Source organism: Flavobacterium ginsengisoli (assembly GCF_029625315.1).
Taxonomy (GTDB): Bacteria; Bacteroidota; Bacteroidia; order Flavobacteriales; family Flavobacteriaceae; genus Flavobacterium; species Flavobacterium ginsengisoli.
Genome location: NZ_CP121110.1, coordinates 695,429 through 719,109, shown reverse-complemented (window position 1 = coordinate 719,109; position 23,681 = coordinate 695,429). Strand labels below are relative to the sequence as shown.

Sequence of the window (23,681 nt, the reverse complement as noted above, 5' to 3'; positions counted from 1 at the left end):
AAAATGCAATAACCTTAAATCAAAATAACATGCTTAAAACAGATATACTTATCATCGGTTCTGGTATTTCGGGATTATTTTTTGCTATGAAAACAGCAAAAAAACGCCCAGACTTATCTATTGTTATAATGACGAAAGAAACAGCCAAAAATACCAATACACAGCTTGCTCAAGGCGGTATTGCTGTAGTGACAGACCTAATAAAAGACAGTTTTAACAAACACATACATGATACGCTTCGTTCTGGCGGAGGCCTCTGCGATAGAGAAGTTGTTAATATGGTTATCAAACAAGCTCCCGAAAGACTTCGAGAACTAATCGAAATAGGTGCTTCTTTTGATAAAAATGAAAAAGGACAATGGGATCTAGGTTTAGAAGGCGGGCATTCACAACATAGAATATTACATCATAAAGATAGCTCCGGACAGGAAATCGAGCAGAAACTGCTCAAAATAATCAAGAAAATGCCCAATATTGAGCTCTTAGAAAATCATATGGTCATTGACTTAAATACCGAAACAAAAAAAGCTAAAACTACTTGTACCGGGGCATTTTTCTTTGAAAAGAAACACAACCGAATTAAATACATTAGAGCAAGAACTGTTATTTTGTGCACAGGCGGATGCGGTCAACTTTTTGAAAACACAACAAATCCAAAAATAGCAACAGGAGACGGATTAGCGATTGCAGCTCGTGCAGGTGCCGAAATTACTGATATGCAATACATTCAGTTTCATCCAACAGCTTTATATACAGGAAAAGAGAATCCGTTGTTTTTGATTTCCGAAGCTGTTAGAGGCTTTGGTGCTCATATAGTAAATGAGGAAGGAAAAAGATTTTTATTCAAATATGATATTCGAGGCGAATTGGCTACACGAGATATGGTTTCAAGTGCCATTAGTAAGGAGCTTCAAATAAGCGGAAAAAATCATGTTTATTTAGATTGCAGGCATTTAGATGCTAAAGCTTTTGCAAATCAATTTCCTGTCATCACGGCACATTGCAATGAATTAGGTATTAGACCTGAAAAAGATTTAATTCCAGTTGTTCCTGCTGCACATTATCAGTGTGGCGGAATTAAAGTAGACCAAAATGGAGTTACCTCAATAAAAAATCTTTACGCAATTGGGGAATGCGCTAGAACAGGTCTTCATGGTAAAAATCGTCTCGCATCAAACTCTCTTCTTGAAGGTTTAGTCTTTGCACATCAGGCTTCAGAAAATGTAGATAAAACTATTGCCGAATTTATCTTTTCATCACAAATACTAATTCCGAAATTTCCAAAGGCGCATCAAGTTGATGATTATCTTGCTTTTGAAATACTTAAAAAAGAATTGCAAAAACTGGTTACTTCATTTTACACAAGTGAAGAACGTGATGCTGAGTTAGCTTTTGAAAAAATAAAAGAGCTTCATAATTATGCCGTTTCGCTTACAGAAGCCCACGAAATTACGATTCCATTTATCGAATTTTCGAACATGATTGCCGCTTCTTTGTTAATCATTAAACAATGTAAAGCTGCAGAAGACCAAAAAATATGCTGAAACCATAAAAAATCTATACCCCCAACCATTATGAAACTAACAAGTAAAACAACCATTGGTGAAATCGTCGCAGATGATTTCAAAACAGCGACCATTTTTACAAAATTCCATATTGATTTCTGTTGCAAAGGACATCGAACTATCGAAGAAGTCTGCAAAAAAAGAGATATAGAAGAAAGTGTTCTTATTGAGCATATCGAAAAAGCAAGAAACAGTTCTGCCAATCAGTCTTTTGATTACAAAAGCTGGTCTGCAGATATGATTGCAGATTATATAACAAAAACTCATCATAGATATGTTACAGAAAAGTCCCCTGTTATATTGGAGTATTTAAATAAATTATGCGGTGTTCACGGTGCGATTCATCCTGAGCTTCATGAAATTCATACTATTTTTTCAAAAACGTATTTAGATCTGACGGCTCATATGAAAAGAGAAGAGTTGGTTGTTTTTCCTTTTATTAAAAAAATGAAAGCCGCACACAGTAAAGGTACAGAACTGGAAACACCGCCTTTTTTATCTATTGAAGCACCAATTGTAACCTTAAAAGATGATCATGTTACAGAAGGACAACGCTTTAAGAGAATTGCGGCATTAACCAATAATTATACACCGCCAGTTGACTCATGTAACACTTATAAAGTAGCTTTTCTAATGCTAGAGGAATTTGACAAGGATTTAAAAAAGCACATTCATCTGGAAAACAACATCTTGTTTCCAAAAGCAATTGAGCTTGAAAAAACATTTGAAAAAGTGTCATAAATAAAAACGAAACCATGGAAAAATATGTAATAAAACGCAATGGAGATTATAAGCCTTTTGAAGCTTATAAAATTCAGGATGCCATTCAAAAAGCCTTTCAGAGCGTCAGTCAGCCTGTCGACAAAAGAATTTACAATACTGTTCTTTCTGGTCTTGAGGTAAAGTTTTCGTGGCCTGTAGAAGAAATTCAGGACATGATTGAAAGAGTGCTTTTTGAAAACGGATATTTCCAAACCATGCGTTCGTTTATAATTTATCGCCATACGAGAAAATTACAGCGAGAACATATTAATGGTTTAAACGATGACACCACTTATATAGACAGTACACAAACTGTTGAAGAATACATTAATCAATCAGATTGGCGAATTAATGCTAATGCGAATATTTCGTATTCAAACGCGGGACTAGTCAGTAATACCGCTGGAAAAGTAATCGCTAATTATTGGCTGGATAAAATATACAATAAAGAAGAAGGTTCTGCTCATAGGAATGGCGACATACACATCCATGATTTGGATTGTCTTACCGGATACTGCGCTGGTTGGAGCTTGCGTGTGCTGTTAAATGAAGGTTTTAACGGCGTGCGTGGCCGTGTCGAGAGCAGACCTCCTTCTCATTTTAGAGAAGCATTAGGCCAAATGGCTAATTTCTTAGGAATTCTGCAAAGCGAATGGGCAGGCGCCCAAGCTTTCAGTTCTTTTGATACCTATTTGGCTCCTTATGTTTTTAAAGATCAGCTTTCTTATGATGAAGTTTTAAAAGGAATCAGAAGTTTTGTTTACAATTTAAATGTTCCAGCACGCTGGGGACAATCCCCTTTTACAAATATTACATTGGATTGGAATGTGCCAGAAGATTTAAAAGAACAGATTCCGACCCGAAATGACGAACATTTATTTTTAAAGGTCACTGATGAAAATCTGATTTTGGAAGCTAAAAACAGAGGCGTTTCAAAACTGATAGATCTGAAATATGCTGATTTTCAAAAAGAAATGAATCTCATCAATAAAGCCTATTATACCATTATGACAGAAGGTGATGCAAACGGACAGCCGTTTACCTTCCCGATTCCAACAGTAAATATTACTGAAGATTTTGACTGGAATGGAGAAAATGTCGATTTGCTTTTTGAAAACACAGCTAAAATTGGTTCATCTTATTTCCAGAATTTTATTGGAAGCCAATATCTATTGGATGATAACGGGAATCGAATCGAAAATCCAGAAGCTTATAAACCAAATGCTGTACGCAGTATGTGTTGTCGTTTACAACTCGATTTAAGAGAATTGCTAAAACGCGGAAACGGTCTTTTTGGAAGTGCTGAAATGACGGGAAGTATTGGCGTGGTAACCATTAACATGGCGCGTCTCGGATATTTGCATAAAGGAAATATCATTACTTTATTTGAACACTTAGATGAATTGCTTCAAATAGCTAAATCGACTTTAGAAAAGAAAAGAATCTTCATCCAGCAAATGTACGACCGAGGTCTTTATCCTTACACACAACGCTATTTGAAACATTTTAGAAATCATTTTTCTACCATTGGCGTAAACGGAATGAACGAAATGGTTGTGAATTTTTCTGAAGGAAAACAAAATATAACCGACACTTCGGGAATACATTTCGCGACAGAAATTCTAGATCATATTCGACTTCGAATGAAAGAATTTCAAGAAGAAACAGGAAACCTTTACAATCTAGAAGCGACGCCAGCTGAAGGAACAACGTATCGTTTTGCAAAGGAAGATAAAAAACGCTTTCCAGAAATTCTGCAAGCGGGACAAAATGAAAATATATACTATACGAATAGTTCACAAATTCCAGTCGATCATACCGATGATCCCTTTGAAGCCTTATTGCTTCAAGATGAATTACAATGCAAATATACTGGCGGTACAGTTTTGCATCTTTATATGAGAGAAAAAATAAGCAGTCCAGAAGCCTGTAAAAACTTCGTTAAAAAAGTTCTCACCAACTTTAAACTGCCCTATATAACCGTAACACCAATTTTCAGCATCTGCCCTATTCATGGCTACTTAAATGGGGAACATGAATATTGTCCAAAATGCGACGAAATTTTGCTCAATAAAAACAATCAAAAACACTTGGCTTATGAAAACGAAAACGCGTAAGATTCTAGAAGAAAATAAATCGCAAAGAAGTAAATGTTTGGTTTACACACGTGTAATGGGATATCACAGACCTGTAGAAAGTTTTAATATTGGAAAAAAAGGTGAACACCAACAGCGTACACATTTCGAAGAAACCATTATCTATTAAAGGAATATTTAGCCTCACGCCTTTTACTTTATTAGATTATCCGCATAAAACGGCCTGCATTGTGTGGTTTGCAGGCTGTAACATGCGGTGTTTATACTGCTATAATCCTGATATTGTTTTAGGAAAAGGAAAAATAGATTTTGATTCTGTTCTTTCCTTCCTAAAAACTCGAAAAGGATTATTAGACGGCGTAGTATTAAGTGGTGGCGAATGCACTTTACACAAAAAAATAATTGATTTTATAAAAGAAATCAAAACAATGGGATTTGCGGTGAAAATAGATACCAACGGTTCCAACCCAAAAATATTGAATAGCCTGATTCATGATCAATTAATTGATTATGTCGCGTTAGATTTCAAAAGTCTTCCTCATACCTTTAAACACCTAACGCAATCAGGCTTATTTTCTGAATTTGAAGAAAGCCTTTCTATTTTAATTCGGTCCAATATTCCATTTGAAGTTCGCACTACTTTTCATTCTTCTTTAATTACAAAGAATGATTTTGTGAATATGATAAAATATCTTGAATCTAAGCATTTTGAAGGAAACTATTATGTGCAACACTTTATGAATAATGTGCCAACACTTTCAAAACTAGACCTTTCAAATAAAGAAATACAATTTAAAAACTTCTCAACTCCAAAAATAAAAGTTATTTTTAGAGATTGACAACTCAAAATGAACACGTTATGACTTTGCATCATTTTGTATTAATACTTCATCTTTTGGCAGCCACAATCTGGGTTGGCGGTCATTTGCTTTTAGCTATTTGCTACCTTCCAACAGCATTGAAGAAAAAAGATCCTAAGATTATTTTAAATTTCGAAAAAAAGTATGAAAAACTCGGAATGTCTTCTCTTGCTTTACTTATTATAACTGGAATCTGGATGGCGTATGATTTTGGAATTAAAGCCGAAACCTGGTTTCACTTTTCTAGCGGATTTGAAAAGGTAGTTTCAATAAAACTGATTTTGCTTTTCTGCACTTTCTTTTGTGCGGTTTGTGCACAATTTTTCATTATTCCAAAACTTAAGCCTTATAATATCAATAAAATGGCCGTCATTATATTAACTGTTACTTCAATTGGTGTTGCAATGCTAGTTTTGGGGGCAACGTTGCGTTATGGCGGAATTTAAAGTAACTAAAATCTTAGATCAAATACAACTAAAAAAAAACAGCCTAACGGCTGTTTTTCTATGCTTATTACTATAAATCAATTAACTATCTAAAAATTAATCTTTGATAATTTTTCCTTCTTGTTTAAAACCATTTTGATCCGTAATGACATAAACGTATATTCCTTTAATAAATTTCTCAACATTAATTTCAGAGGTGATCTTAGCGTCTTTAATTAAAACTCTACCTTCAGAATCAAATAAGGAAATAACATATTTTCCTAAGTTTTTACCTGTAAAGTTTAATACAGATGTTGTTGGATTAGGAGAAACAATAATCTCGTACTTACTTTCAGATTCTGTTTCGTCGGCAGTTGCGGCTATCCTTTCAGGACTTGGACCTGAATTACATGCGTTACAGCCAGCAAAAGAAGATGATAAAATACCGCTGATAGGTTTAACAAAGCAAAAAACAGTATTGTTTGCATTAAAATTGATAGTAATTGTTGTTGAAGTGCCATCTGTAAATCCTATTTGTGCAGTGTAATTTTTTGTTTTGCATATGGCATTATTTGTTTGTAAATAAAATGATGCGCAATATAGATTGCAAACAGAAGAAAAATTATACGTAATACAGCTGCCTTGAACAGGAGTAGTACATTTTATAGGAATTTCGAAACGCAATCCATTTGCAAATCCTTCAGCTACAGAGTTGCAACAGTTATTTAAAGTAGTAATAAATTCGGTATTTGTAGCATTCATACTACCAGCTAAGTAGCTATCACATTCACCATTTAACTCACCAGTTACAAAATAGGGATTAATGCTAGTTCCAGCTGACGAAATTTTAATTTTAATAGGAGTGTTTAATGGTGCTCCAGCTCCAGAACTATTTATATACCCACCAGCTAAATTTATATTATGTTCATAGTAAATAACGGTGCCTGCCACATTGCTAATAGTTAACGTTGAACCACTTGATGTGGCTTGACTATTTGCGTTAAATACTGCGAGAAATAAAAAAACAATTAAAAAAGTAAAATTTTTCATAATAATTTAGTTTATATTTACCTACTTTCAGTCAGTTTAGGGTCGCTGTTTCAGTTATTCCGACCAAAATTTATAATAATTAAGCAACTTGGTTAAATAGATAAAACAATATTCTTCGGGTCAATCAGCGATAGATTATATTTTTCTTCAAACAGCATATATGTACGAAAATAATTCAATAAAACAACTTTTTTGTACGTTTTCCCGTAAACAATTAACTTTTTTCATCTTTTAACATATTGTTCTACTTCATGAAAACAAAGCGTCTACATCAATCGCTTATACTATTTAGTCCAGCTTAAAAAAGGTTATTATAAATCATAAAAAAACAGCCTGAAGGCTGTTTAAGATAAGTTTTAAATATAGAGATATTTGATTTAGTATCATCAAGACATCATACCAACAAGTATTGGTCCAAAAGCGGTCAATAATATATTAGCTAATGCGTACGGAATGGTATAGCCTAAAACTGGAAACTTGCTTCCTACTGCATCTTGAACAGCTTTTAATCCGATTGTTGAGGTACCTGCACCTGTTTGCGCGCCAAGTAAGATTAGAGGGTTTATTTTTAATACATATCTTCCAAAATACATTCCTATGATATGCGGGATTAAAGCAACTGCTACACCGGCAAGCAAAATACCAAAACCGGTTTCTTTAAGACCTGAAATAAAACTTGGACCGGCTGCAAGACCAACAAGACCAATAAACGCTGCAAGTCCAACGTTGTCAAATATCCACAAAGCGGGTTCTGGAATTTTTCCAAAAACTGGAGTTCTTGAATGTAGCCAACCAAAAATTAATCCCATTACCAACGCACCACCGCTTGTTGTTAAAGTTACCGAAACTCCAAATAATGTTACCGAAAGCAAACCTAAAAGTCCGCCAAGAACAATACCTAAACCGACAAAAATGATATCGGTCTCTGGAGTTAAACGATCCAGATAACCTATTTCTTTCGCTGCTTCTTCCAATTTTGCAGGTCTACCTGAAAGATTTAAAATATCACCTCTATTTAAAACTGTTCTCGATTCAAGTGGTATTTCATGATTCTCTCTCGTTATTTTGTTTAGCATTAGTCCATGATAAAAACTGGCTTTTCGAAGAGCTTTTACTGTTATTCCTTCAATTGCTTTATTGGTTATTGTAACATCTAAATGTGCTAATGGGAAGTTTAATAAATCCTCATCCAAGATTTCTGGACCAATAGAAAAGAGACTGTCTAAAATGATTCCGTGCTGTCCCATAATAACCAAAACATCATCTTTATAAATTATAGTATCGGGTTTCGGGTCTAGCAATTGATGCTTATGGCGTATCCTTTGGATCACAATATTCTTGTTAGATATTAATCTTTCAAACTCGCTTATACTGATTCCTATCCATTTCTCGTTGGTTATTCTATAGGCTCGAATAATCCATCTCTGATAAGCGCTTTTCATTCCTGGACCATACTCAGTTTCCCCAGAAATGGTTTCGGCCAGTTTATCGCTTTCTTCAACTAAATTAATACCAAGCAGTTTTGGAGCAATTCGGTTAGAAAGAAAACAAAAGACGCTGCTCCTACGAGATAAGTTACAGAATAGGCTACTGGAATATTATTGATTAATCGGCTTTTTTCTGCATCGGCAAGATTTAGGTGGCTGATAGCATCTGAAGCTGTTCCAATCACAGTTGATTCAGAAAACGCACCTGCCAATAATCCAGCAACTGTTCCTATATCATAACCTAAAAAAGTGGAGACAGAATATGCCACTAATAGACACGACAAACAAATCACCAAAGTGAGCAATAGTTGCGGAAATGCATTCTTTTTAAAACCTTGAAAAAATTGCGGACCAACTTTATATCCTGTAGAAAACAGGAAAAAGTCAAAGAAAATAGTTTTTACAATATCAGGAATATCAATATCCAATTGGCCAATTAGCACTCCAGCAAATAAAGTCCCTAATACTACACCAATTTTAAATGTACCTATTTTAATACGCCCGATTAAAAACCCAAGAGCCAAGCATAAAAAAAGTGCCAGTTCAGGATGTTCTCTAAGTATAGCTGTAGCCATATTACTTTTTTTATATAAATTTAAGCAAAAAAAGCAACCAACATACTATATTTCAATTATTTACAAATAATTAATTATAATCACAGTTTAGTAAACAGAAAAGTAACAATGACAAAATTAAATCTAAATGGCTATTTTTGATAGTGAGCTAATTTGGAATAAACATAAATGCAAACCATTTCTAGCATGAAAAATTCAAGCGATTATTCTACAAAACCCTTGTTACAAAGACAAAAATGAATTTTCAAACCATAATACCAGATAAATCTATTTCGCTTTTTGTAAAAAATATTTGGGTATTTGAAAGCGAAGAGAACAAAGCTACAACGAGTTTGCCATTTTTTGCAGATGGTTTTCCTGGTTTGATGTTTCATCAGTCCGAAAATGGATTGACGGTAAAACCTCATGATAAGAAAATGCCAGAAATTTTTGTTTACGGACAAACCATCAATCCAATTGTGCTAGAAATTTCAGGATCTTACTCTATTCTCGTTTTTCAGCTGTATCCTTTTGTCTTGCAAACCTTCTTTGGTATTCTTCCACAAAGCATAAATGATAACTGCTATTATTTGGACAATGCAGACAACAAAATTACAGCACTTAATCTGGAATTGATTTCATGCAAAACTGTAAACGAAAAAATTGACATTATTTCTAATCTGCTTCTACATTATTTTGAAACCAAAAAACAAAATCTCGATCTAGAAATACGTCAGGCAATTGCAGAAATTATAGATGCAAAAGGACAAGTGCCTATTCGAGCCATTGCTGAGAAGCAAAAGATCAATCTACGAACTTTTGAAAGGAGATTTTTAAAAGAAACTGGACTTTCACCCAAACAGTTTGCGCAAATATTGCAATTTCAAGCTTCATTGGAACAATTGTCCGTAAAGAATTATACAAAATTGACTGATATAGTTTACGAAAATGGCTTTGCAGATCAATCACATTTCATCAAAGTGTTTAAAGCATTTACAGGCAAAACACCAAAAAAATTCAGTCAATAACAGTACTGTCGTTTTTATTCTATTTTCTAAAAAGTCCCTGTCGCACCTTTGTATCATTAACTTAAAAAATGATATAAAATGAAAATTATAATTTTTGGAGCAACAGGAACAGTAGGTCAAGAACTCGTAAAACAGGCAATAGCACAAGGCCACCAAGTTACAGCCTTTGTTCGTAATCCTGAAAAAATGCAACATGTAGTCAACACCAATTTAATACTTTATAAAGGAGACGTATTAAATGCCAAGCAAGTAGAAAATGCAATAAAAAATCAAGATGCGGTCTTGTGCGCCTTAGGTGATGGTAGAACAGGAACAATCAGAGCCGCGGGAACCAAAACAATTATTGAAGCAATGGAAAATACCGGAATAAAAAGATTGATTTGCCAAACTACATTAGGAATGGGCGAAAGTTACGCAAACCTAAATTTTGTCTGGAAACACATCATGTTTGGAATGTTGCTAAAAAAAGCTTTTGCAGATCATAAATTACAGGAGCACTATATTTTAAACAGCGATTTGGATTATTCCATTGTAAGACCAAGTGCTTTCACAGACGGAGAAATTACCAATCAATTTAAAATTGGGTTTGATGGGAATCTAAAAGGGCTCAATTTGAAAATTTCACGCGCAGATGTTGCGAACTTCATGCTTTGCAACAGGTTTTAGCAAAAGAGTATTTGAAAAAAGCGGTTAGCATTTCTAATTAATGGCTATGAAACTGACTGATATCATACTTATTATTGCGGCAACTTTTACTGCTTTAATGGCTGGTCTTTTCTTTTCCTACTCTGTTTCTGTTATGCTAGGTTTAGGAAAACTGAACGATAAAGAATTTCTTAATGCTATGCGAGCACATAAATAAAGAAATTCAAAATCCATTATTTTTCACTTGCTTTTTTGGTGCTTTAATAATGCTTGTTATTGCCTGTATTTCACGTTACAATCAAAACTCATTTATATTTTTGATTACCGCAACGCTAATGTATTTATTAGGTGTTTTTCTGGTAACGGCTTTTGTAAACGTTCCGCTGAACAACAAATTAGAAGTTTTCGACATTTCAAGTTCTACAGAAATAGCGACAAAGCAAATGCGAAATATATTTGAAAGACGTTGGAATTTTTGGAACAACATAAGAACAGTTGCATCAATATTAAGTTTGCTAATTGTGATTTTAACCTGTATTCGAGAAAACAAATAAAGAGGACTGCAACTAAAAGCAATATGACTTTCTAAAAACGAAAAAATACGAAAAGATTTTCCAAGCATAAAGAAAAGCCTGAGACTATATAATCTCAGGCTTTTCTTTATTCTATTTACCTCGATGAGACAGAATTCGATTCAACATCTTAATAAATACTTTTATAAAGTCATTTGGACCAAATTAAAGTTTTAATACCATCATAAATAAAATTATAATCTCTCTATTTTAAAATAAGCAAGTTCCTCCTGATTTCTTATCAGATTGCTTAATCGCTTAAACCCGACTTTTTGCAACACATTTTGCGATCCAGTGTTCTCAAGATCTGTTATAGCGACCACTTCATTTGTATTTGTATTTTCAAAACAATACTGCGTTATAGCGCTGCATACTTCTGTAGCAATACTTTTTCCCCAGTATTCCCTACTAAGCACATACCCAATCTCTATCTGATCTGTATTGTGTACAAAAATACGGGCAACACACATTCCTATAAAACTATTATCGGTAGGGTCAAATATAGCCCAACGGCTGAGATTTTTGTTTTTATAATTTTCTAGCAGTTCGCTAAACATTTCGATATATCTTTCAGGTGAAGTATTAGGAAGATATTGCGTCACTTGATTATCTTCAAAAAGATCTAAGAATGTCTGTTTTTCCTCAGGCAAAAATTCGCGGATAATTATTTTGGGGCTTTGATAGATAATATGCATTTGGTACTATTAATATAAATGAATTAGAAGCTGTCTTCTAAAATTAGTAACAGGATTTCTCTTTTGTAAATATATCGAAAATTTCCAATCACAAAAAGCACTGATCGACGCAAGGGAATAAAACAAAATTAAAAATAGTCCGAATCTTTCATCCATGTTATCTGATCGTCCTCATGAAATATTGGACAAAGAATTATGCTTTTCTCGCCTTTCTCATCGAGAATATACCAATCTGTAGTAGTATCAACTATTAAATCAAGAATTTTTTTCCTCTTCCGCTTGAGCAAAAATCAAATCATCATCCTGAACTCCTTCATCTAATAAAATGCTATCTTTTATAGAGAATTTTATAAAGTCAGCTAAATGTTTATTTTCAGATAGTTCAGCCAAATAATCAAATTTAAACGAAATATTACCAGAGCTTCTCATATCCCAATTGGTTTCAACAATCGATCCCATATTAAGGTCTCTCCAATACAATTCCAACTTCTTCATTTCTTTTTAGTATACTTTAATTTTCTATTTATAAAACATTATAAACTTACATCAACCACTCACTAACCAATTTTCTATAAGTCTCTCCTATTGGCAAAGCATTGCCGCTTTTCATTACAATCTGATTTCCGTCAATTACTTTAATTTTATCTTTTGGAATAATATACGAACGATGAATTCTAATAAACTGATTACTTGGAAGTTTCTCCAAAATATCTTTCATATTCTCCAATGCCATTATCTTTTCGTCATTAGTATGAATTCGGATATAATCTCGCAAACCTTCAATATATAAAATATCGTTTAGAGCAATTTTATAATGCTTACGATCCGCTTTTACAAATAGATAATCATCTCCTGCTTTTTCAGAAATTTGAAAAGTTTCCTGCCAACGAATGAACTTTTCTACACTTTGATAAAAACGATTAAACGTAATCGGTTTTAATAAATAATCAATCACATGAAACTGAAAAGCTTCTAAGGCATATTGCGGATAAGCTGATGTAATAATAAAATTATACTTCTGATTGAACATCTGCATCAATTCGATTCCAGTCAATTGCGGCATCTGGATATCAATAAAAATCAAATCGACCGATTCTGTATTTAAAACTTCAATTGCTTTAAAAACATCGCTGTCGGCGTATAAAACATTTAACCTTGAGATTTTAGAAGCGTAATCGGCAATTAATTTTACAGCAAAAGGTTCATCATCTAGAATAATGCAGTTTATTTTTTTATTCATTTTAAATCTATTTCAAGTTCTGCTGTAAAATGGTTTTCTTCTTTAGTGATTTTAATTTGGTGCTTTTCGGGATAATGAATCTGTAAACGCTTTTGCAAATTATCTAAACCAATTCCGCCCAAACTATCTTTTTTCTGTGTTCCGATTTTATTCTTCACTTTAAAAATCAATTTTTCAGAAGAAACTTTTAGCTGAATTTCTATTGGTTCTGAGTCTGAAACTTCTCCGTGCTTTAAAGCATTTTCTACCAAAGGCGACAAAATGTATGGCGGAATTTCTTCAAATTCATTTTTCAGTTCGACATTAAAATCAACTCGAACATTGTCTTGATGACGCAATTGTTCGAGTTCAATATACGCTTTTATATAATCAACTTCGTCTGAAAGTTTAATCTTTTCTTTCTGTGATTCGTAAGTTGTAAAACGCATAATCTGACTCAATTTATCAATTGCAATCAATGACTTATCTGACTGAAAATAAACCATTGAGTAAATGTTATTTAAAGTGTTAAATACAAAGTGCGGATTAATCTGAGCTTTCAAAAATTTGATTTCGGTATTCTTATTTTCTTCCAAAATAATCTTGTTGTATTCCAAAAGACGAATCGAATAAATCACGAACCAAAGAAACGAACTCAAAATAATTGCCATACTGCTATAATGCAAATTATCGAGCATATAACTCAGAAAATTAACGTTGGTATAATTTACTCTATCAAACAAAAGTTTGGTTATGATCTGCTCTAAAACAAATCTTAGAAAAGTAAAAATGAGATACGAAACGAAAACTCCCACGAAAAGCCTTTTCCAATTGAAAGCTTTGAAAACCTTTTTCATTACGATCAAATAATGAAAGTAAAACGTAATAATGAAAACAATAAAATAAGTGCAAAGAAATAGATCGGGTACAGAAAATCGTGCTCCAATCGGATTTTTCACGAAAGTGAAATATGAAATTAAAAGCCAATAAATAATATGAATTAGACATTCGAGCCTTTTGGTAATGGTTCCTTTATACATTCGGTATATTTTTAAAACAAAGATATACATTCAGTAAAAAGCATTTTAACGGGTTTGCAGATTAATCGAATGGGTTTGTCGATAAAAGTGGTTTTTAGGTTTTAATTCTAACAGTTTTGTCCTGTAATTAAATTCAAAACCATGAACAGAATCATTTTAGCATCAATTTTATTTCTATTTCAAATTAACGTATTCGCACAACAATTTTCAGTAAAAGGAAAAATCATCAATCAGAATAAAACACCGCTCGAATTTGCAACGGCATCTTTATTAAAAGGAGACAAAACTTTACATCTACAAGCTTCAACTGATAGTTTAGGTAACTTTATTTTAAATCCTGAAAAAGGGAATTATAGATTAATTATAGAACAATTTGGAACCGAATTCAGCAACAAAGAAATAATCGTAAATCAAGATCTTGATTTAGGAATAATTGAGGTGAAAGAACTAGTGCAATTAGACGGAGTAACTATAAAATCAAGAAAAAAACTGGTAGAACAAAAAGTAGATCGGTTGGTTTTTAATGTAGAAAATTCTGTTGTTGCAACTGGCGGAACAGCTTTAGACGCTTTAAAATCGACACCAACAGTTAGAGTTCAGAATGAAACGATTTCTATTGTTGGAAAAGGAGAAGTTTTGGTTATGATTGATGATCGTTTGAATAAAATGACTCAGGAAGATCTTGTTGCATTTCTAAGATCGATTCCTGCTGATAACATAAAAAGTATCGAAGTAATTACAACGCCACCAGCAAAATATGAAGCAGAAGGAAACAGCGGTTTAATCAATATTAAATTAAAAACCGCCAAAGCAAATTCTTGGACTGCAAATCTTGGATCTACTTATGTGCAAAGAAATTATGCAAGCGGAAATATAAACGGATTATTTATCTACAATTATAATAAATTGTCGCTTCAGGCTTCAATTAATAAAGGAACAGATCAATTTCGCACCACTTCTGATAATCGAATTTATTATCCAAATGAGCTTTGGAAACATGATCTTAAAACCAAATCAAAAACGGATATATTGAGCATTGGTTTTGGTGCCGATTATAAACTGACTGAAAAATGGACGTCTGGAGTAAAATATTTAGGAAGTTTTAATGATAGAAATGCAGTAAATAATCCGCTGACAACTCGTTACAATACTTCTGGAGAAATCAATTCTTATATATTATCTGATGTAAATGCACAGAACAAACCGAAAATGAATTCTATAAATTGGAATAACGTTTTTAGCTTAAATAATGAAGGCAAAAATATTACGGTTGATTTGGATTATTTCAATTATCAAAAAGACGATTCTCGTACATTTTCAGGAAATGAAATAGACAACCAAAATGAAAATATTCCCGAAACTTACTTTGCTTGCAATCAATTCTAACTTAAACCGATTGAAAAATTATTCGGCAAAAATTGACATTTCACTTCCTTATTCTTGGGCAAATATTAGTTTTGGAGGAAAAGGATTTTATACTAATACTAAAAACAATTTGACTGTTTTTGACAACGAAACTGGAACTCTGATTCTGGATACCAATTATTCTAATATATTCACATACAAAGAATACAATGAAGCAATCTATTTCTCTGCAAACAAAAAATTAAACGAAAAATGGGAAACGCAAATCGGCTTAAGAACAGAAGCTACACAAACAGAAGGCTATTCTGAAAATCTAAACCAAACTAACAAAAACAATTATATCAAATTGTTTCCAACGGCTTACGTTACCTACAATGCAAACGATAACAACTCGTATTCTTTAAATTACAGCCGAAGAATCCGCCGACCTGATTTTGATTACTTGAATCCGTTTGTTATTAGAACTAGTCCCTTTTACTATTCTCAAGGAAATCCGTTCTTAAAACCTTCTATTATAGATAATTTTGAGTTTTCTTATATCCGAAATCAAAAATGGGTAAATACAATCTATTTTTCTCAGGTTTCTAATTTCGGACAAGAATTAGCAATTATTGATCCTGAAACGAATATTACCAAAAGTACACCAATCAATTACGCTGATACTTACCAAATCGGTCTTTCAACATACTACAATTTCAATAAATATTCTTGGTGGAATAGCTTTATGGGGTTCAATTTAAACTATCAAAACGTAAAATCTAGAACCAATTTAATTGCTTCTGTAGACGGTTACAACGGTTATATTTATAGCAATAACGATTTTACAGTAAATCAATCTAAAACTCTTTTCTTTGGTTTAAATTATGGTTTGCAATTACCAGGACGTTATCAAGTTTTTAATATTTCGACTTTAAATATTTTAGATGTTTCTGTCAAGTTTTTGGCTTTAAAAAAGAATCTTTCAATCACTTTAACTGGAGAAGATTTATTGAACGCACAAAAACCTTTAATTTCTTATTATTCAAACGGAATTAAAAATACGATGGAAAACTACAGAGATTCTAGAGCTTTTAAAATTGCTTTGAGTTATAAGTTTGGAAATCAAAGTGTAAAAACTAACGAAAGAAACTTTGGAAATGAAGAGGAAAGGAATCGTGCAAATTAAGAAATAAATATTGCGCAATTCGAGAGATTTGCGCAGTTTTATTAAGTGAATCTTTAATAGTATATTTTTCTCTAAATAATCTTTACATCATAAATTAATCTTTTACTCAATTACATATACTTCTTTAGAAAACAAGGAGTCACTAGTTCTCAATACCATTTTATCGGGAGGCGTATTTTTATTTGGTTTTAGAAATTTATAATCTCGTATAGCTATATTTAGCATTTGTTTGCCTTTTTTTTCAAAAACAGCTTTAAATTTGAATTTGCCCGTGTTTAATGAATCAACATACGATAACAAAATATTTTTTTGAATTTCATTATAATTGGCTAGTTCTTTATTTATACTGGTTGATAATAATAGCTCCAAGAATCTACTGCTTGTTATATTAGAATCAAAATTACTCACATCGTATTGAAGGTTGCCATCAATCACTTTATTTACTTTTACAGTATCAGGAAAACTGGAAAACAAAATTTTATTTTTATATAAATTCTCTTTAAAACCTTTATCGGAATTCTCTTCTTTTTTGTTGTTGCAAGAAATAATAATAAATGTTATTAATAAACATTTTGCTATCTTATAAACCTCTTTCATTCTTCTATTGTACTTTTGTTTACAATTAATCTTTTATAAATATTTTTAACTTTATACTTCCTCAAGCAAATATAATTTAAAATAAAAATTTCTTAAAAGCTTATGCTTTTTAAATAGAATAAATAGTTACAATCCCTAAATTTCAAACACATCATAAGCTGTTTTATCTCTTTATAAAACAATCAAATACATAAAAAAATCATTATCTGCTTGTTTTTATGACCAATCGGTCATATATTTGCATCGTTAAATACAATCCATCATGACAAAAGGTGAAGAAACCAGACAATTTATTATAGAAAAAGCCGCTCCTATTTTTAATACAAAAGGAATTGCAAGCAACTTCTATGAGCGATATTATGGAGGCCACGAAATTGTCTAAAGGAAGTATGTATGTACATTTTGAAAACAAAGATGTTTTGGCCTGCGCAGCTGTAGATCATAATATGAAAATATTAAGTTCTAAACTTGAAAATGCACTTAGAGAAGGCAAAAGCGCCAAAGAGCGACTTTTTGCTTATATCTATTTTTTTAGCAACCCAATCAATCCACCCGTAATTGGCGGATGTCCTTTGTTAAATTTTGGAACCGAAGCAGACGACACAAACCCAATTGTGAAAGAAAAAGTAAACGTCGCTATAAAACGCGGACAAGTGCTTTTAACTTCGATTATAGAAAAAGGAATCACCGATAAAGAATTTGATTCTGATTGGAATGCATCAGAATTTGCCATTACACTTTTTGCCATGCTTGAAGGAGGACATTTAATGTCTCGAGTGTCTGGCAACAACGATAACATGAAAACAATAGAAAAAACACTTAAAAAAATTATATCTGAAAAATTGATATAATTTTTTTTACCATAAAAATGACCGATTGGTCATAAATGAATTTTTAATTAATTATAAAAAACAAATACCATGTCAAAAACAATTTTAATTACAGGAGCTTCAAAAGGATTTGGAAGAGCTTGGACAGAAGCTTTTTTAGCTAAAGGATACAATGTAGCGACAACAGCTAGAAATCTAGAAACGTTAAACGATTTAAAAGAAAAATACGGAAACGCAATTTTACCTTTAAAATTAGACGTAAACAATCGTTTAGAATCTCTAGAAGTAGTTCAGAAAACAAAACAGCATTTTGGAACTATTGATGTTTTAATCAACAATGCAGGTTATGCGCTTACAGGCGCGGTTGAAGAAGCAAACGAACAAGAAGCGAGAGAGCAATTTGAAACCAATTTCTTTGGGACATTATGGTTAACACAAGCTGTTATTCCAATTATGAGAGAGCAAAAAAGCGGTCATATTATTCAAGTTTCTTCTATTTTAGGATTGGCCACTTTACCAACTGGAATGGGACTTTATAGCGCTTCTAAATTTGCTATTGAAGGTTTAAGCGAAACATTGGCATCTGAGGTAAAACAATTCGGAATCAATGTTACTTTATTGGAACCAAACGGATATGAGTCTAACATCTGGCATACTGGAATTACCAGCGAGAGTTTACCATATTATGACGAAATCAAAAAAGCTTTGGCTGAAAGAGAAAACATTTTTGGCAAAGTTGAAGCGACTGCTCCAATAGTGGTAAAATTAGTAGAAAACGAAAATCCACCTTTACGTTTATTACTTGGAAAAGTGGCATTTCCGTTTGTAAAACAAAGCTACGATCAAAGATTGGAAAGCTGGGAAAAATGGAATGATGTTTCAGTTGAAGCGCATGGTTAATTGATTTTCAATTTTAAAATAAGAAAGACAATCTAGCATGATTGTCTTTCTTATTTTATTTACTAAATCGTTAAATCAAAAATTGCCAAACGTATTTCGATATTTAACCATCACTGTTTTGAATAAATCCTTATTTGACGGTGGCGAAAGTACGATTGCTTTAGACCCCGAATCTATAGATTCTTCAATACTGTTGAGACTTTTTCCGCCTGTAGCCATTACTGGAAAATCGGGAAATTTAGCTCTAATCTCTTTCACAATTTTAGTTGTGTTTGCTCCTCCAGAGACATGAAAAACATTTACCCCAGCTTCTATCTTTCCTTTCAGAAAATCATGATCAGATGAAGTTACAGTAGCGATAATTGGAATAGAAACTTTCTCTCTTATTTTTTTGACATCTTTATTCTCAAACGGAATATTTACAATAATTCCCGATGCACCCGCTTGTTCAGCATAGATGGCCATTTCTACAGATTTTTTGCCTTTTGTTGTTCCGCCTCCAACACCGCAAACAACAGGTTTTCCTGCAAAATCTATCAAGGTTTTGATTATTTTTGGAGACGGCGGAAACGGATAAACTGCTAGAATGGCATCGGCATCATTATTTTCGATAAGTGCCATATCTGTAGAAAAAAGAAATGATTTTATGATTTCGTTTTTCAGTAGTAAACCTTGGCAGTTTTTGCCAATAATCTCTGGTGTAGTAAGGGCTTTAGTTATGGTTTTATTTCTTCTGAATAATCGATCCCAAAGTGAACTTTTCTTTTTATTTTCCCAGAATGAGCCTGAAATTGAACTAATCTGCATGGTCTTAATTTTTACATTTCGACCAAATTTAATATAGCAAAATCCAAATTTTCTTAAAATAAAAAGTGAAAATTCAGATTTTGTAATGAGTTAGGAAAAATTTGTAGTAAAATTAAATCTGCCAATTAGTTTAATATAAAAATCGAACAAAAGTCGGATTCAATATTTCAAAATATAACCAAACAAAAAATGATTTAAAATTGGATTATCATTCCGTAGGAATGTTTAATTGGTAGAAAAAAAACGACAACGGATTCACGTTCCATCAGGAACGTTTGATGTACACCTCCATAAAAATGATAAAACCAAACGTTCCTACGGAACGTAAAACAATGACAACAACATAGTTCTACCGACCAAATGTTCCTACGGAACAACCACATTTACCTAAAAATAAAAAAGCGCAAAATCTATCAGATTTTGCGCTTTTTTATTTTTATATGATTTTTTTTTATGCTTGAACCTTTTTCTTCTTAGACTTCTTCTTCCCTTTCCTCCACCAAATTATAAATCCAGTTATAGGTAATGATGCTCCAATCAAACTAACCAAACTCCAGATTATTTTTCCTGTAAGACCAAAGAAAACTCCTGTATGCAGATCGTGATTACTAGCTTCATAAATATCAGCAGACTGTTGTTGTCTTTGTATAATTTCGTTCTGAGCATCTGCCCTGTTTTTCCATCAAAGAAAAGCGTATTTTGATTTCTTGCCCAATCATTTGGATACGTCATTCTTAATCGCAATTCTCCTGTTTTTCTAATTGAAAACGAAACCGAAGTTGCGCCTGGATATTTCGCATTTGCACTTTCGTAAATGTTATTATAACGAACCGGAATTGTAGTCGAATCAATTTTAGCGTTAGAAACCACTTCATCTCCTTTTCTAAGTTTGGTTCCCGTTACTAAACTAACTCCTTTTTTAACCGTATCATATTTGAAATACGTTCCAGAAAAGGCAATTAAAAGCAGAAATATCGAAGCATAAAATCCTAAAACTTGGTGCAAATCAAAATTGACTCTTTTGAATGAACCGCTCCACTTTATTTTTAAAGATTGCTTAAGCAAGCGTCTTTGGTTTGGAAACCATAAAATTAATCCCGATATGAGCATAATGATAAAAATTACCACTGCCCAACCTTGAATAAATTCACCAACTTCTCCTAACAACAAAGTACGATGTATTTCTAGTACAGTATTCAACCAATCTGCTCCTTGCTGATTGATTAAAGTTCCATCGTATGGATTGAAATAATAAGTCTTTTTCTTTTTTGTCGAAACTTCAACAGCAGCATTTGGTTCTTCCTTATTTATTTTTAAAGCTGTGATTTTCTGCTTTGGTTCCAGTTTTTCATAGTTTTCAATTATAGTTTTTAAACCTATAAATGGCTTTTCCTGAACGGGAACGTGCAGATATTCTTTGTTGGCAAAATCACGAATTTCTTCTTCAAAAACATAAAGAAATCCAGTGATGCTGACTATAAAAACAATGAGGCCCGATGCTAAACCGAGCCACAAATGTATTTGTCTGATAGTATTTTTAAAACCTTTGGTCATAATTTGCAATAAAATCCAAATGTAGAAATATCATTTTAAATGACGAATTGTATTCTTAGAATTTAAACGTAATATTTCCCGTAACTCTTGTTGGGTTTTGAGCCGCTAAACGATAAGACCAATATTTTTCATTCGTAAGATTGTCTACTTTTAATCCTAATCTAAATTTTGGTCTGTCGTAAAATACAGAAGCATCCAAAACGGTATAAGACGGAATACTGAATTTGAAAGTCGTTGTATTCGTTTGATAATACTCGCTTCCATAAATTCCACCAAATCCAAATCCAAGACCAGAAGCCGCTCCTTCGGTCAATCTATAACTTGCCCAAAGGTTCGCAGTTGTAGGCGAACCAGCAGTTGTAGGTCGCAAACCATTAATACTCGGGTTCGCTTTTGTATATTCACTATCATTATAAGTATAACCGGCAACAATATTTAAACCTTTAATAGGATTAGCGATCAATTCTGCTTCAAAACCTTTACTCAATTGCGTTCCGTCTTGAATCTGAAAGTTTACGTGATCTGGATCGTCACGAGTTACGTTTGTAACTTTGATGTCGTAATAACTGAAAGTTGCGCTAATTTTATTAAAGTCAAATTTAACTCCACCTTCTAATTGATTTGCCTGATTTGGTTTAAAAGTATTTCCATTAAAATCAGATCCTCCCACATTATTAAATCCGTTCATGTAGTTTCCGAAAATAGAAACCTTATCTTTAACCACTTGGTAAACAGCTCCCAATCTAGGAGAAAATGCCGTCTGATTGTAATTTCCAGCAATAGAATCACGGCTAGGGTAATATACTCCTTTATTGATATAACGATCAGCTCTAACACCTCCCATTACCAACAATCTATCAGTAACATTCAAAACATCAGAAACATAAGCACTATAAGTTCTTTCATCATTTGAAACCATATTAGTGTACGTCGCATTAGCAAATAAAGGTTCTATTTTATTGATTGTAAAATTGTTATATGCATCTCCTGGTTTTCTAAAATTAAGTGCTGGCATGTTTACCGTTGCATCATTACGTGTTGCACGAAGACTGTAAAAATCTAAACCTGCCACAACTCTATTACGCAATTTTCCGATTTTAAAATCTCCGTTAAAGTTTTGCTGAATATCTGTACCGTAATAAGGATAATCTTGATTGGTAACTTGCTGTCTCAATGTTTCATTGCTTAACATAGTCAAAGCCACAACATATCCTTCAGATGAAGATCTTGTTCGCGAAACAATAGTTTGTGAAGTCCATTCGTCTGAAATTTTATATTTCAATTGAGCAAAAATATTATATTGCTTGCCCCGTATAATTTACAGTATTATTAGCAAAAGAAAGATTGTACGGAATTCCTAATTCTTCGATGCTGTGGGCAGTTGCATCCGCTTTTGTATAAGGCGTTAATCTTGTTGGAGATGTTCCTTTAGAAACACTAAATTCGGCATCGATTAATAAAGTCAATCTATCACTAACTTCATAAGAGAAACTTGGCGCGATGAAAAAACTTTTGTTAAATCCTGCATCTTGAAAGCTTCTTTCGCTATGCAAGGCCGTATTAAGTCTAAAAAGAGCCGTTTTATCTTCGTTAAGAGGCGTGTTAATATCGGCCGTTAAACGATTCAAATCCCAATCTCCAGCCGAATATGACACTTCTCCTTTAAAGAAATTAAAAGGCTTTTTGGTAACTCTATTGAACAATCCACCAAAAGAAGAAATCGTACTTCCAAACAAAGTTGCAGATGGTCCTTTTATGACTTCAATACGCTCTAAATTGGATGGATCAATTGTATTATAGGTAAAACTTCCAACCCCATTTCTAACTAACTGAGGCGTTGCAAAACCTCTAGAGATGTTAGTCGTTCTTCCTTGATTTCTCACTTCAGAAATACCAGCTCCTGGAACGTTTTTAAAAGCACTATTATAGTCTGTAATTACCTGCTCTTTCATCAGCTCCTTGCTTACAATTGTATAAACCTGAGGATTTTCCATGTTTTTCAGTTTCATTTTAGAAACTTCTTCACTTTCTTTTCTTGCAAATCGGTTTCCCCCAGAACTTACAATTACCTCTTCTAATTTTTGCGAAGTATAAGCCATCTCAAAATCTAGAGTAACTTCTGTGTTATTCTGATCAACAATAACCGAAGCTGGAGAAGATTCGTATCCATTCAATTTTATTTCTACGAAATAAGTTCCGAAAGGGATATTTTTTAATTGATACGTACCATCAGAATCCGTTGTTGTCGTTTTATTTAATTCTGAAATTTTAACCGTTGCACCTTGTAAATAATTTCCGTCTTTAAGAAGAGCCTTACCAGAAATTGAACCAACAGTCGATTGAGAAAAAGCCGTTTCTGAGCATGAAAAAAGAATCAAAAAGGCTGTAAACACTTGAGATAAAACATTGTTTTTAAGTGTTTTAAAAATTGTTTTCATATAAAATTTATAATTTATCCTTATTTA

Annotated in this window: 27 protein-coding genes; 14 read left to right on the top strand and 13 right to left on the bottom strand. The window is 32.8% G+C overall.

Going from position 1 to position 23,681, the window contains the following annotated elements; translation table 11 throughout:
- Window positions 1-29 precede the first annotated feature (29 nt).
- Genes nadB through P5P87_RS03060 form a run of 6 tightly spaced genes read left to right on the top strand, consistent with a single transcriptional unit; the run spans window position 30 to window position 5,729 of the window.
- Window positions 30-1,544, top strand: coding sequence for an L-aspartate oxidase (nadB, locus tag P5P87_RS03085; protein ID WP_278021535.1), 1,515 nt, complete (start codon window positions 30-32; stop codon window positions 1,542-1,544).
- 30 nt (window positions 1,545-1,574) lie between these two features.
- Complete coding sequence (gene ric / locus P5P87_RS03080; RefSeq protein ID WP_278021534.1) at window positions 1,575-2,306, top strand: iron-sulfur cluster repair di-iron protein; 732 nt, start codon at window positions 1,575-1,577, stop codon at window positions 2,304-2,306.
- A gap of 14 nt (window positions 2,307-2,320) precedes the next feature.
- Entirely contained in the window at window positions 2,321-4,444 is a 2,124-nt protein-coding gene (locus P5P87_RS03075; RefSeq protein ID WP_278021533.1) for a ribonucleoside triphosphate reductase, read from the top strand.
- Entirely contained in the window at window positions 4,425-4,592 is a 168-nt protein-coding gene (nrdD, locus tag P5P87_RS03070; RefSeq protein WP_198858071.1) for an anaerobic ribonucleoside-triphosphate reductase, read from the top strand. Before P5P87_RS03075 ends, nrdD begins: the two co-directional genes overlap by 20 nt.
- Window positions 4,546-5,262: an anaerobic ribonucleoside-triphosphate reductase activating protein gene (locus P5P87_RS03065; protein WP_278021532.1), complete on the top strand. Its 717-nt coding sequence runs from the start codon at window positions 4,546-4,548 to the stop codon at window positions 5,260-5,262. The genes nrdD and P5P87_RS03065 overlap by 47 nt, the downstream gene beginning before the upstream one ends.
- Window positions 5,263-5,282: 20 nt before the next feature.
- The gene (locus tag P5P87_RS03060; RefSeq protein ID WP_278021531.1) at window positions 5,283-5,729 is read left to right on the top strand and encodes a CopD family protein; all 447 of its coding nucleotides are present in this window, start codon (window positions 5,283-5,285) and stop codon (window positions 5,727-5,729) included.
- Between the two features lie 96 nt (window positions 5,730-5,825).
- Here the strand turns inward: P5P87_RS03060 and P5P87_RS03055 are convergent, their stop codons facing one another.
- The 3 genes from P5P87_RS03055 to P5P87_RS03045 form a co-directional block, all read right to left on the bottom strand.
- Window positions 5,826-6,758, bottom strand: a complete 933-nt coding sequence (locus P5P87_RS03055) for a T9SS type A sorting domain-containing protein (protein ID WP_278021530.1) — start codon at window positions 6,756-6,758, stop codon at window positions 5,826-5,828.
- 386 nt (window positions 6,759-7,144) lie between these two features.
- Complete coding sequence (locus P5P87_RS03050) at window positions 7,145-8,200, bottom strand: aspartate-alanine antiporter-like transporter (protein ID WP_278021529.1); 1,056 nt, start codon at window positions 8,198-8,200, stop codon at window positions 7,145-7,147.
- Window positions 8,201-8,259: 59 nt separating this feature from the next.
- Complete coding sequence (locus tag P5P87_RS03045; protein ID WP_278021528.1) at window positions 8,260-8,820, bottom strand: aspartate-alanine antiporter-like transporter; 561 nt, start codon at window positions 8,818-8,820, stop codon at window positions 8,260-8,262.
- 236 nt (window positions 8,821-9,056) lie between these two features.
- Here P5P87_RS03045 and P5P87_RS03040 point away from each other — a divergent pair, with 236 nt between their 5' ends.
- The 4 genes from P5P87_RS03040 (at window position 9,057) to P5P87_RS03025 (ending at window position 11,026) form a co-directional block, all read left to right on the top strand.
- Window positions 9,057-9,827, top strand: coding sequence for a helix-turn-helix domain-containing protein (locus P5P87_RS03040; protein ID WP_278021527.1), 771 nt, complete (start codon window positions 9,057-9,059; stop codon window positions 9,825-9,827).
- Between the two features lie 78 nt (window positions 9,828-9,905).
- A complete protein-coding gene (locus P5P87_RS03035; protein WP_278021526.1) occupies window positions 9,906-10,493 on the top strand; it encodes an NAD(P)-dependent oxidoreductase in 588 nt (195 codons plus the stop codon).
- A 46-nt stretch (window positions 10,494-10,539) separates the two neighbouring features.
- Window positions 10,540-10,689: an anthrone oxygenase family protein gene (locus tag P5P87_RS03030; RefSeq protein ID WP_278021525.1), complete on the top strand. Its 150-nt coding sequence runs from the start codon at window positions 10,540-10,542 to the stop codon at window positions 10,687-10,689.
- Between the two features lie 49 nt (window positions 10,690-10,738).
- On the top strand, window positions 10,739-11,026 hold the full coding sequence (locus tag P5P87_RS03025) for a DUF1772 domain-containing protein (RefSeq protein ID WP_278021524.1): 288 nt from the start codon (window positions 10,739-10,741) through the stop codon (window positions 11,024-11,026).
- Between the two features lie 212 nt (window positions 11,027-11,238).
- On the opposite strand, the gene P5P87_RS03020 is transcribed toward P5P87_RS03025, so the two are convergent.
- The 4 genes from P5P87_RS03020 to P5P87_RS03005 form a co-directional block, all read right to left on the bottom strand.
- Window positions 11,239-11,739, bottom strand: coding sequence for a GNAT family N-acetyltransferase (locus P5P87_RS03020; protein ID WP_278021523.1), 501 nt, complete (start codon window positions 11,737-11,739; stop codon window positions 11,239-11,241).
- Between the two features lie 255 nt (window positions 11,740-11,994).
- Window positions 11,995-12,234, bottom strand: coding sequence for a hypothetical protein (locus P5P87_RS03015; protein ID WP_278021522.1), 240 nt, complete (start codon window positions 12,232-12,234; stop codon window positions 11,995-11,997).
- Window positions 12,235-12,280: 46 nt separating this feature from the next.
- A complete protein-coding gene (locus tag P5P87_RS03010) occupies window positions 12,281-12,979 on the bottom strand; it encodes a LytR/AlgR family response regulator transcription factor (protein WP_278021521.1) in 699 nt (232 codons plus the stop codon).
- The gene (locus P5P87_RS03005) at window positions 12,976-13,998 is read right to left on the bottom strand and encodes a sensor histidine kinase (RefSeq protein ID WP_278021520.1); all 1,023 of its coding nucleotides are present in this window, start codon (window positions 13,996-13,998) and stop codon (window positions 12,976-12,978) included. Before P5P87_RS03005 ends, P5P87_RS03010 begins: the two co-directional genes overlap by 4 nt.
- A 141-nt stretch (window positions 13,999-14,139) precedes the next feature.
- Here P5P87_RS03005 and P5P87_RS03000 point away from each other — a divergent pair, with 141 nt between their 5' ends.
- Window positions 14,140-15,384, top strand: coding sequence for a TonB-dependent receptor (locus P5P87_RS03000; RefSeq protein ID WP_278021519.1), 1,245 nt, complete (start codon window positions 14,140-14,142; stop codon window positions 15,382-15,384).
- Window positions 15,365-16,528 (top strand): outer membrane beta-barrel family protein, encoded by a 1,164-nt coding sequence (locus P5P87_RS02995; protein ID WP_278021518.1) that lies wholly within the window; start codon window positions 15,365-15,367, stop codon window positions 16,526-16,528. Before P5P87_RS03000 ends, P5P87_RS02995 begins: the two co-directional genes overlap by 20 nt.
- Before the next feature lie 102 nt (window positions 16,529-16,630).
- Here the strand turns inward: P5P87_RS02995 and P5P87_RS02990 are convergent, their stop codons facing one another.
- Window positions 16,631-17,125: a hypothetical protein gene (locus tag P5P87_RS02990; RefSeq protein ID WP_278021517.1), complete on the bottom strand. Its 495-nt coding sequence runs from the start codon at window positions 17,123-17,125 to the stop codon at window positions 16,631-16,633.
- 347 nt (window positions 17,126-17,472) lie between these two features.
- On the opposite strand from P5P87_RS02990, the gene P5P87_RS02980 reads away from it, so the two are divergent.
- Both P5P87_RS02980 and P5P87_RS02975 read left to right on the top strand, forming a co-directional pair.
- A complete protein-coding gene (locus tag P5P87_RS02980; RefSeq protein ID WP_278021515.1) occupies window positions 17,473-17,976 on the top strand; it encodes a TetR/AcrR family transcriptional regulator in 504 nt (167 codons plus the stop codon).
- A gap of 69 nt (window positions 17,977-18,045) precedes the next feature.
- Entirely contained in the window at window positions 18,046-18,855 is an 810-nt protein-coding gene (locus P5P87_RS02975) for an SDR family NAD(P)-dependent oxidoreductase (RefSeq protein ID WP_278021514.1), read from the top strand.
- 75 nt (window positions 18,856-18,930) lie between these two features.
- On the opposite strand, the gene P5P87_RS02970 is transcribed toward P5P87_RS02975, so the two are convergent.
- The 5 genes from P5P87_RS02970 to P5P87_RS02950 all read right to left on the bottom strand — a co-directional run bounded on the left by P5P87_RS02970 (window position 18,931) and on the right by P5P87_RS02950 (window position 23,654).
- Window positions 18,931-19,662, bottom strand: a complete 732-nt coding sequence (locus P5P87_RS02970; RefSeq protein WP_278021513.1) for a beta/alpha barrel domain-containing protein — start codon at window positions 19,660-19,662, stop codon at window positions 18,931-18,933.
- 451 nt (window positions 19,663-20,113) lie between these two features.
- Window positions 20,114-20,260, bottom strand: a complete 147-nt coding sequence (locus P5P87_RS02965; protein ID WP_278022761.1) for a PepSY domain-containing protein — start codon at window positions 20,258-20,260, stop codon at window positions 20,114-20,116.
- Window positions 20,221-21,216: a PepSY-associated TM helix domain-containing protein gene (locus tag P5P87_RS02960; protein ID WP_278021512.1), complete on the bottom strand. Its 996-nt coding sequence runs from the start codon at window positions 21,214-21,216 to the stop codon at window positions 20,221-20,223. Before P5P87_RS02960 ends, P5P87_RS02965 begins: the two co-directional genes overlap by 40 nt.
- Before the next feature lie 55 nt (window positions 21,217-21,271).
- The gene (locus tag P5P87_RS02955; RefSeq protein WP_278021511.1) at window positions 21,272-22,498 is read right to left on the bottom strand and encodes a TonB-dependent siderophore receptor; all 1,227 of its coding nucleotides are present in this window, start codon (window positions 22,496-22,498) and stop codon (window positions 21,272-21,274) included.
- Between the two features lie 13 nt (window positions 22,499-22,511).
- A complete protein-coding gene (locus P5P87_RS02950) occupies window positions 22,512-23,654 on the bottom strand; it encodes a TonB-dependent receptor (protein ID WP_278021510.1) in 1,143 nt (380 codons plus the stop codon).
- Window positions 23,655-23,681 lie beyond the last annotated feature (27 nt).

Excerpts from the sequence above, each read along its gene's own strand:
- nadB (WP_278021535.1), top strand. The coding sequence starts at position 30 with ATGCTTAAAACAGATATACTTATCATCGGTTCTGGTATTTCGGGATTA.
- ric (WP_278021534.1), top strand. The coding sequence starts at position 1,575 with ATGAAACTAACAAGTAAAACAACCATTGGTGAAATCGTCGCAGATGAT.
- P5P87_RS03075 (WP_278021533.1), top strand. The coding sequence starts at position 2,321 with ATGGAAAAATATGTAATAAAACGCAATGGAGATTATAAGCCTTTTGAA.
- nrdD (WP_198858071.1), top strand. The coding sequence starts at position 4,425 with ATGAAAACGAAAACGCGTAAGATTCTAGAAGAAAATAAATCGCAAAGA.
- P5P87_RS03060 (WP_278021531.1), top strand. The coding sequence starts at position 5,283 with ATGACTTTGCATCATTTTGTATTAATACTTCATCTTTTGGCAGCCACA.
- P5P87_RS03055 (WP_278021530.1), bottom strand. The coding sequence starts at position 6,758 with ATGAAAAATTTTACTTTTTTAATTGTTTTTTTATTTCTCGCAGTATTT.
- P5P87_RS03050 (WP_278021529.1), bottom strand. The coding sequence starts at position 8,200 with ATGAAAAGCGCTTATCAGAGATGGATTATTCGAGCCTATAGAATAACC.
- P5P87_RS03045 (WP_278021528.1), bottom strand. The coding sequence starts at position 8,820 with ATGGCTACAGCTATACTTAGAGAACATCCTGAACTGGCACTTTTTTTA.
- P5P87_RS03040 (WP_278021527.1), top strand. The coding sequence starts at position 9,057 with ATGAATTTTCAAACCATAATACCAGATAAATCTATTTCGCTTTTTGTA.
- P5P87_RS03035 (WP_278021526.1), top strand. The coding sequence starts at position 9,906 with ATGAAAATTATAATTTTTGGAGCAACAGGAACAGTAGGTCAAGAACTC.
- P5P87_RS03030 (WP_278021525.1), top strand. The coding sequence starts at position 10,540 with ATGAAACTGACTGATATCATACTTATTATTGCGGCAACTTTTACTGCT.
- P5P87_RS03025 (WP_278021524.1), top strand. The coding sequence starts at position 10,739 with ATGCTTGTTATTGCCTGTATTTCACGTTACAATCAAAACTCATTTATA.
- P5P87_RS03020 (WP_278021523.1), bottom strand. The coding sequence starts at position 11,739 with ATGCATATTATCTATCAAAGCCCCAAAATAATTATCCGCGAATTTTTG.
- P5P87_RS03015 (WP_278021522.1), bottom strand. The coding sequence starts at position 12,234 with ATGAAGAAGTTGGAATTGTATTGGAGAGACCTTAATATGGGATCGATT.
- P5P87_RS03010 (WP_278021521.1), bottom strand. The coding sequence starts at position 12,979 with ATGAATAAAAAAATAAACTGCATTATTCTAGATGATGAACCTTTTGCT.
- P5P87_RS03005 (WP_278021520.1), bottom strand. The coding sequence starts at position 13,998 with ATGTATAAAGGAACCATTACCAAAAGGCTCGAATGTCTAATTCATATT.
- P5P87_RS03000 (WP_278021519.1), top strand. The coding sequence starts at position 14,140 with ATGAACAGAATCATTTTAGCATCAATTTTATTTCTATTTCAAATTAAC.
- P5P87_RS02990 (WP_278021517.1), bottom strand. The coding sequence starts at position 17,125 with ATGAAAGAGGTTTATAAGATAGCAAAATGTTTATTAATAACATTTATT.
- P5P87_RS02980 (WP_278021515.1), top strand. The coding sequence starts at position 17,473 with ATGAGCGATATTATGGAGGCCACGAAATTGTCTAAAGGAAGTATGTAT.
- P5P87_RS02975 (WP_278021514.1), top strand. The coding sequence starts at position 18,046 with ATGTCAAAAACAATTTTAATTACAGGAGCTTCAAAAGGATTTGGAAGA.
- P5P87_RS02970 (WP_278021513.1), bottom strand. The coding sequence starts at position 19,662 with ATGCAGATTAGTTCAATTTCAGGCTCATTCTGGGAAAATAAAAAGAAA.
- P5P87_RS02960 (WP_278021512.1), bottom strand. The coding sequence starts at position 21,216 with ATGACCAAAGGTTTTAAAAATACTATCAGACAAATACATTTGTGGCTC.
- P5P87_RS02950 (WP_278021510.1), bottom strand. The coding sequence starts at position 23,654 with ATGAAAACAATTTTTAAAACACTTAAAAACAATGTTTTATCTCAAGTG.